An 8,341-nucleotide genomic window follows, 5' to 3' on the forward strand; every position below is an offset into this window, starting at 1 on the left:
CATGCACGACGCATCCGAGCCCAGGCCCGGGGCCGCGGCCCTCGCAGGACTGCGGGTCGTTGACCTCACCCAGGTGATGGCCGGGCCGTTCTGCACCATGATGCTCGCCGACCTCGGCGCCGACGTCATCAAGGTGGAGAGCCCGGGCGGCGACGCCACCCGGCACTCCTGGGGCGAGACGGGCGAGGGCCGCGACTCGACCGCGTTCTTCGCCCTCAACCGCAACAAGCGCGGCGTGTGCCTCGACCTCAAGACCGAGGAGGGCCTGGCCGACCTGCACGCCCTCGTGCGCACCGCCGACGTCGTGGTGCACAACTGGCGCCCCGGCGTCGCCGAGCGGCTGCGCGTCGACCACGCCACCCTGTCCGCGCTCAACCCCCGCCTGATCTACGCCAGCATCTCGGGGTTCGGGGCCAGCGGCCCCTACGCGGGGCGCCCCGGCTACGACCTGATCGCCCAGGGCATGACCGGCGCGATGTCGGTCACCGGCGAGCCGGGCGGCAGGCCCGTCAAGAACGGCCTGCCGATCGGCGACCTGGGCGCCGGGCTGCTGCTGGTCGGCGGCATCCTGGCGGCGTATCTGCACCGGCTGCGCACCGGCGAGGGCCAGCGCGTGGAGACCTCGCTCTACGAGGCGCTCGTGGCCCTCTCGGTGTGGGAGTCCACCGAGTACTGGGCCACGGGCGAGGCGCCGAGGCCGCTGGGCTCGGCCAACCGCATGTCGGGCCCCTACCAGGCGCTGCGCACCCGCGACGGCCACCTGACGGTCGGCGCCAACAACCAGCGCCTGTGGCAGGCCCTGTGCGCGGCGCTCTCCCTCGAACACCTGGCCGCTGACGAGCGGTTCGCGACCAATATGGACCGCATGCGCAACCGAGACGAACTCGCCGCCCTGCTCGAGGAGCGGCTCGCCGACGACGACACCGAGGTCTGGGTGGACACCCTGCTCGCCGCGGGCGTCCCCGCCGGGCCGATCCTCGACTACGCCCAGGTACTCGACCACGACCCGCACGTCACGGCGCGCGGCCTGGTCAGGGAGATCGACCACCCCGTTGCCGGGCGCGTCAAGGTGCTCGGGCCGCCGATCACGCTGGAGCGCACCCCGGCGACGATCCGCCGCCACCCCCCGCTCATCGGCGAGCACACCGACGAGGTGCTGGCCGAGATCCGCGCCGAGCGTGAGCGCGGGCGCGAGGGGGAGCGTTGAGCGCCCGGACGCCGGGGGAGGTGCGGGCGGTCCGCGAGGGCGCGGTCGTCCGGATCACCCTGGCCAACCCCGAGCGCCGCAACGCCCTGACGTTCGCGATGTACGAGCGGCTGCTCGCCGCGTGCGACCTCGCCGATGAGCCAGGGGTGCGGGTCACGGTGCTGCGCGGCGCGGGCGGCCACGCGTTCGCCGCGGGCACGGACATCGCGGAGTTCGCGGCGTTCGACCCCGGGACGGCGGGCGAGGAAGGGCTCGCCTATGAACGGCGCGTGGGCCATGTCATCGCGCGCCTCCTCGCGCTGCGCGCCCCCCTGGTCGGCGTGGTCGAGGGCCCCGCGGTCGGCGGCGGGCTCGCCCTGGCCGCGGCGTGCGACGTGCTGCTCGCCACGCCCGACGCGAGGTTCGGCGCGCCCATCGCCCGCACGCTGGGCAATCTGCTGCCCGCGCCCGTCGTCGCGCGCCTGAAGGACCGGATCGGCGGCGCCCGCACCATGGCGCTGCTGCTGACCGCCGAGCTGATGGACGCGGAGACGGCCCACGCCGCAGGTCTTGTCCACCGGGTCGTGCCCCGCGACGAGCTGGCGGAACGCGCCGGCGAGCTGGTCGAACGCCTTGCCTCCGCCGCCCCGTTGACGCTGGCCGGGCTCAAGGAGACCGACCGCCGCCTGGCCGCGGCCGCCGCGGCTGTCGACACCGACGACCTGCTGCGCGGCGTGTACGGCAGCGCCGACTTCCGCGAGGGCGTCGCCGCGTTCCTCGCCCACCGCACGCCGCGCTGGGAGGGCCGTTGACGAGCACCGCCGCGAACGACACCGCCGCGCTTCCCCCGCGCGTGATCGACGCGCACCAGCACTTCTGGCGCGTCGCGCTCCAGAGCCAGAGCTGGCGCACCGGCGCCCACGCCGCCATCGACCGCGACTACGCCCCCGCCGACCTGCGGCCCGCCCTCGCCGCCGCGGGCGTGGACGCCACCGTGCTGGTGCAGTCGGTTGACGGGCCCGAGGAGAACGACCGCCTCGCCGCCTACGCCGCGCAGGCGCCGGACATCGTGGCCGCGCTCGTGGGCTGGCTGCCGCTCGCCGACCCGGCCGCCGCCCGCGCCGAGCTGGCGCGCTTCGCCCACCCGGCGCTGCGCGGCGTGCGCGCCCTGGTCGCGCGCGACCCGCTCGACTGGCTCGCCACGCCGTCCGTCGTCGGCCTCTTCCGCGAGCTGGCCGCGCGCGGCCTCGCCTGGGACGTCGTGCCCGTCACCGCCGAGCAGACGCGTCGGGTGACGGCGCTCGCCGAGGCCGTTCCCGAGCTGCGGATCGTCGTGGACCACCTGGCGCGCCCGCCGGTGGACAGCGGCGCCTTCGAGCCATGGGCGAGCCACCTCTCCGCGCTCGCCGCCCACCCCGGCGTCGCGTGCAAGGTCTCGATCGGCATCGACGTCCTCACCGCATGGCCGCGCTGGGACGCCGACGCGCTGCTGCCGTATGTGGCGCACGCCGTCGAGGCGTTCGGGCCCGAGCGGCTCATGCTGGCCAGCAACTGGCCCGTCGTGCTGCTCCGCCGCGACCACCGGGGCGCGCTCGCCGACCTGGGCGCCGTACTGTCCCGGGCAGGGGTCGGACCCGACGGCCTCGCCGAGATCCGCGGCCACACCGCCGCCCGCTGGTACGGAGTGCCCACCGCATGAACCTTCTCCCCTTCGACGGCCACCACCCCGCCATCGCCCCCGGCGCGTGGCTCGCCCCCGGCGTGACCCTGATCGGCGCCGTCACCGTCGCCGACGAGGCGAGCGTCTGGTTCGGCACGGTCGCCCGCGCCGACACCGAGCGCATCGAGATCGGCCGGGGCAGCAACGTGCAGGACGGCTGCGTCCTGCACGCCGACCCCGGCTTCCCCGCCGTCATCGGCGCCCGCGTCTCCGTCGGGCACCGGGCCGTCGTGCACGGCAGCACCGTCGAGGACGACGCGCTCGTCGGCATGGGCGCGGTGCTGCTCAACGGCTCGCGCGTGGGCGCGGGTTCGCTGATCGCCGCCGGGACCGTCGTGCTCGAGGGCGTCCAGGTGCCGCCCGGCTCCCTCGTCGCGGGGGTGCCGGGCACGGTGCGCCGCGCGCTGACCGGGGAAGAGGCCGAGAAGGTCAGGGCCAACGCCGCGCACTACCGTGACCTGGCCCGCCGCTACTCACACACCGGAGGCTGAACCATGGCTGCCACCACACCCGCCCCCACGACCCAGCCGGTCACCGCCCCCGACCTGTCGCCCCACCTCGCCGAGATCCTGCCCGATGACGTCGAACGCGCCACGCTGGTCGCCCGGTTGTACGACCCCGAGGCGGGCGGGCCCTGTGTGGTGGCGCTGCGCGACGACGAGCTGGTCGACCTCACGCACCACGCGGCGACCGTGGCCGACCTGCTCGACCGGGAGGGCGCCGCCGAGTTCGCGCGGCTCGCCCCCGCGACGTCGGCGTGGCCCGTCCACGAGGTGCTGGCCGCGACGCTCGCCGGGCGCACCGACGTCCCGCACCTGCTCGCCCCGTGCGACCTCCAGGTGCTCAAGGCGTGCGGGGTGACCTTCGTCCGCTCGATGATCGAGCGCGTCATCGAGGAGCGCGCCGCGGGCGACCCGTCGCGCGCCGCCACCGTCCGCGCCCGGGTGCGCGAGGTGATAGGCGGCCACATAGGCGAGTTGGTGCCGGGGTCCCAGCAGGCCGTGCGCGCCAAGGAGGTGCTGATCGCCGAGGGGCTGTGGTCGCAGTATCTGGAGGTCGGGATAGGCCCCGACGCCGAGGTCTTCACCAAGGCCCCCGTGCTCTCCTCCGTGGGCGTCGGCGCCGAGATCGGGATCTGGAGCCGTTCCACGTGGAACAACCCCGAGCCCGAGCTGGTCCTCGCCGTCGACGCGAAGGGCCGCGCGGTCGGCGCGACGCTGGGCAACGACGTCAACCTCCGCGACGTGGAGGGCCGCAGCGCCCTGCTGCTCGGCAAGGCCAAGGACAACAACGCCTCGTCCGCGATCGGCCCGTTCATCCGCCTCTTCGACGAGCACTTCACCGTCGACGACGCCCGCGCCCTGGACATCTCGCTCACCATCGCGGGCGTCGACGGGTTCACGCTGGAGAGCGTGAGCTCGCTGCGCGAGATCAGCCGCGACCCGCTCGACCTGGTGTCCCAGGCGATGGGCAGGCTGCACCAGTACCCGGACGGGATCATGTTGTTCACCGGCACGATGTTCGCGCCGACCCAGGACCGCGACGCGCCGGGCCAGGGCTTCACCCACCACATCGGCGACGTGGTGCGCATCGCGGCGCCGCCCCTCGGCACCCTGGTCAACGCGGTGGCGCACAGCGAGCAGGCCGCGCCCTGGACGTTCGGCATCCGCGCCCTGATGGCCAACCTCGCGGCGCGGGGGCTGCTGTGACGCCCGGTGGCGGCGCCCGCGCGCCGCGCGTGGTGGTCACCGACCAGGCGTTCGGGCAGGTGCGGCACGAGCGGGCGGTGGCGGCGTCCTTCGGCGCCGAGTTCGCCGAGTACCACTGCATCACCGAGGCCGAGACGATCGAGGCGCTCGCGGGCGCGGACGTCGCGTTCGTCAACTTCGCGCCGATGACCCGGGGCGCGCTCGCCGCCCTGCGCCCCGGGGCCACCGTGATCCGCTACGGCATCGGCCACGACAACGTCGACCTCGCCGCCGCCCGCGACCTGGGCGTCCAGGTCGCGCATGTCCCCGACTACGGCACGGGGACCGTCGCCGACCACGCCGTCGCCTGCCTGCTCGCGCTGCTGCGGCGGCTGCCCGCCTATGACCTGGCCATCCGCGAACGCGGCTGGTGCGCGCCCGCCGACGTGGGCCCGCTGCCCAGCTTCCCCGCCACCACGGTCGGCCTGATCGGCACAGGAAGGATCGGCCGCGCGGTCGCCGACCGGCTGCGCGCGTTCGGCTTCCGCGTCCTGGCCAGCGACCCCTACGCCGACCCCGCGCCGACGTTCGAGCTCGTCGAGCTGCCCGAACTCCTCGCCCAGGCGCACGCGATCTCGCTGCACGCCCCCGTCACCCCAGGGACCAGGGGCCTGATCTCCCGCGCCCGGCTCGCCCGGATGCGGCCGGGCGCCGTGCTCGTCAACACCTCGCGCGGCGCCCTGGTGGACACCGGGGCGCTCGCCGACGCGCTGCGCTCGGGCCATCTCGCGGGCGCCGCCCTCGACGTCGTCGACCCCGAGCCGCTGCCCCCCGACCACCCGCTGCGCGGGGCGCCCGGCGTCCTGCTCACGCCGCACGCCGCGTTCTACTCCACCGAGTCCCTCGACGCCCTGCAACGCCTCGCCGCCGATGAGGCCGCCCGCGCGCTCGCGGGGGAGGCGCTGCGCCGCCGGGTCGCCTGACCGGCCCCATCGCCGGGGCGCCCCGGCGCGCTGACCCCCTTTCAGCCGCTCCGCCCTGTTACATCGGCGGCGTTACGGCTCCGCGGCGTTACAACTCGGCGGCGCGGGGAACCCGCGGGGGCCTGAAGGCGGACCCGGCGGTGGGCGAGACGAGGGAGACGGCGTGCTGGTGCTGGTGGCCGTCCACCTCGTGGGTGGAGCGCTGCTGCCGCTGCTCGCGCGCCCCCTCGGCCGCCTTGTCTGGGCCGTCGCCGCCCTTCCCGCGCTCGCCACCCTGAGCTGGGCGCTCGCGCGGGCGCCCGCCGTGCTCGACGGGCGCCCGGCGCACGCCGGGCTCGACTGGGCGCCCAGCCTGGGCCTGCGCATCGACATGCGCCTCGACCCGCTCGCGCTCGTGATGACGCTGGTGGTCGCGGGCGTGGGGCTGCTCGTCCTGGCCTATGGCGCCTTCTACTACCGCAGGGCCAACGCGGGCCGCGAGGCCGGGCTGCTCGTCGCCTTCGCCGGGGTGATGACAGGCCTGGTCCTGGCCGACAACCTGCTGCTGCTCTATGTCTTCTGGGAGCTGACCACCGTCGTCTCGTTCCTGCTGATCGCGGGCGCGCGGCCGGGGCCCAAGCGGCGGCGGGCCGCCGAGCAGGCCCTGCTGACCACCGTGCTCGGCGGGCTCGCGCTGCTGCTCGGCGTGCTGATCCTCGGCCACCAGGCGGGCACGTTCAGGCTCTCCGCCGTGCTGGCCGACCCGCCGCGCGGCGGCGCCGTGACCGTCGCGCTCGTGCTGGTGCTGGTGGGCGCGTTCACCAAGTCGGCGCAGGTGCCGTTCCACTCGTGGCTGCCCGCCGCGATGGTCGCGCCCACCCCGGTCAGCGCGTTCCTGCACGCCGCCACGATGGTCAAGGCGGGCGTCTACCTCGTGGCGCGGCTCGCGCCCGGCTTCGCCGACGTGCCGCCATGGCGCCCGCTGGTGCTCGCCGTCGGCGCCACCACCATGGTGCTCGCCGCGTGGCGCGCGCTGCGCGAGACCGACCTCAAGCGGCTGCTCGCCTACGGCACCATCAGCGAGTTGGGCCTGCTGACCGCCCTGCTCGGCGCGGGCACCCGCACCGCCGCGCTGGCCGGGACGGCGATGCTGCTGGCCCACGCGCTGTTCAAGTCGAGCCTGTTCCTGGTGACCGGCGTGGTGGAGCGCGCCACGGGCACGCGCGACATGCGCCGGCTCTCGGGGCTCGGCGCGCGCCTCCCCGCGACGTGCGCGGTCGCCGTCCTGGCCGCCGCCTCGATGGCCAAGCTGCCGCCGCTGCTCGGCTACCCGGCCGAGGACGCGGTCTACGCGGCGCTCCTCGAGGGCGAGATCCCGGGTGAACGCTGGGTGCTGGTCGCCGTCGTGGCGGGCTCGGCGTTCACCCTCGCGTTCACGGGCCGCTATGTGTGGGGCGCGTTCACCACCAAGCCCGTCGCCGAGCAGCTCGCCACCCAGCAGGGCGGCGTCCCCCGCGCCCGCTCCCCGCTGCCGCTGCTGCTCCCGGCCGCCGTCCCCGCCGCGCTCGCCGTCCTGGCCGGGGGGTGGGCGGGCGGCACCGACGCGCTGCTCGCGCCCTACGCCCACGCCTTCGCGCCCCCGGAAGGCAAGCCCTACCACCTCGCGCTCTGGCACGGCGTCACCGCCGCCACCCTGCTGGCCTGGGCCACCCTGCTCGGCGGCGCGGCCCTGCTCGCCGCGGGGCGTCGGCTCGGCCCGTTGCAGCGCGGCCTGCCCCGGCTGCCCGACGCGCAGAACGGCTACCGCGCCACCATCAGGGGCCTGAGCGAGCTGTCCGTGCGCGTCACGCGCTTCACCCAGATCGGCTCGCTGCCCGCCTATCTGACGGTCGTGCTGGCCACCGTCGTGGTGCTCGGCGCGGGGGCGCTGCTCTTCGGGGCCTCGCCCATCGGCGACGTGCCGCTGTGGCGCACCCCGGCGGAGCTGGCGCCCGCGCTGATCGCGCTCGGCGCCGCCGTCGCCGCGACGGCCAGCAGGCAGCGGCTCGCGGCGGTGCTGCTCACGGGCACGGTCGGCTACGGCGTGGCGGGCCTCTTCGTCGTGCGCGACGCCCCCGACCTCGCGCTCACCCAGTTCCTCGTGGAGTCGCTGACCCTCGTCGTGATGGTGCTGATGCTGCGCAGGCTGCCGCCCCGGTTCACCCCTGAGCGGCCCAACGTCGTGGGCGCGTGGGTGCGTTCCTTCGTGGCCGTGGCCATCGGCGCGATGGTCGCGATCTTCGCGCTGGTCACCACGGACGACCGGCGCGACGGCTCCGAGGCCCCCGACTACGCCGCCCACCTCGACGAGACCGGCGCCACCAACGCCGTCAACGCGATCATCGTCGACTTCCGCGCCCTCGACACCGTCGGCGAGATCTCCGTCCTGCTGGTCACCACGATCGGCGTGGTCAGCCTCGTCCGCGTGTGGGGCGGCGCGGGCGCGGAGCCGGGGCAGTCCGCGCCCGTCGTGGGCCCCGACGAGCCCCCGGGCCCACGCCGGGGCGCGGGCGTCGCCGCGCGCTCCCCCTCCGCGCACTGGGACGCGCCCCAGCAGCGCTGGCTTCCCGGCGCGGGCGAACGCCCCGGCACCGAGCGGTCGATGCTGCTGGAGATCCTCACCAGGGCGCTCTTTACATCGATCGTCGTGCTGTCGCTCTTCCTGCTGTTCTCCGGCCATCTGCGGCCGGGCGGCGGCTTCGCGGGCGGCCTGGTCGCGGGCCTCGGCTTCGTGCTGCGCTTCCTC

Annotated in this window: 7 protein-coding genes; all 7 read left to right on the forward strand. The window is 75.7% G+C overall.

What is annotated here, in order from left to right:
- Position 1 precedes the first annotated feature (1 nt).
- Positions 2 to 1,207: a CaiB/BaiF CoA transferase family protein gene (locus tag D7318_RS30760; RefSeq protein ID WP_120700534.1), complete on the forward strand. Its 1,206-nt coding sequence runs from the start codon at positions 2 to 4 to the stop codon at positions 1,205 to 1,207.
- A complete protein-coding gene (locus D7318_RS30765; RefSeq protein WP_120700535.1) occupies positions 1,204 to 1,998 on the forward strand; it encodes an enoyl-CoA hydratase in 795 nt (264 codons plus the stop codon). Before D7318_RS30760 ends, D7318_RS30765 begins: the two co-directional genes overlap by 4 nt.
- Complete coding sequence (locus D7318_RS30770) at positions 1,995 to 2,885, forward strand: amidohydrolase family protein (RefSeq protein WP_183091475.1); 891 nt, start codon at positions 1,995 to 1,997, stop codon at positions 2,883 to 2,885. Before D7318_RS30765 ends, D7318_RS30770 begins: the two co-directional genes overlap by 4 nt.
- A complete protein-coding gene (locus D7318_RS30775) occupies positions 2,882 to 3,397 on the forward strand; it encodes a gamma carbonic anhydrase family protein (protein WP_120700536.1) in 516 nt (171 codons plus the stop codon). Before D7318_RS30770 ends, D7318_RS30775 begins: the two co-directional genes overlap by 4 nt.
- Before the next feature lie 3 nt (positions 3,398 to 3,400).
- Positions 3,401 to 4,615, forward strand: a complete 1,215-nt coding sequence (locus D7318_RS30780) for a fumarylacetoacetate hydrolase family protein (RefSeq protein WP_120700537.1) — start codon at positions 3,401 to 3,403, stop codon at positions 4,613 to 4,615.
- Complete coding sequence (locus tag D7318_RS30785) at positions 4,612 to 5,577, forward strand: C-terminal binding protein (protein WP_120700538.1); 966 nt, start codon at positions 4,612 to 4,614, stop codon at positions 5,575 to 5,577. The genes D7318_RS30780 and D7318_RS30785 overlap by 4 nt, the downstream gene beginning before the upstream one ends.
- Before the next feature lie 163 nt (positions 5,578 to 5,740).
- A partial coding sequence (gene mbhE / locus D7318_RS30790) for a hydrogen gas-evolving membrane-bound hydrogenase subunit E (protein WP_120700539.1) occupies positions 5,741 to 8,341 on the forward strand: 2,601 nt, incomplete at its 3' end.

Source organism: Streptomyces radicis (assembly GCF_003626575.1).
GTDB classification, from domain to species: Bacteria; Actinomycetota; Actinomycetes; order Streptomycetales; family Streptomycetaceae; genus Streptomyces; species Streptomyces radicis.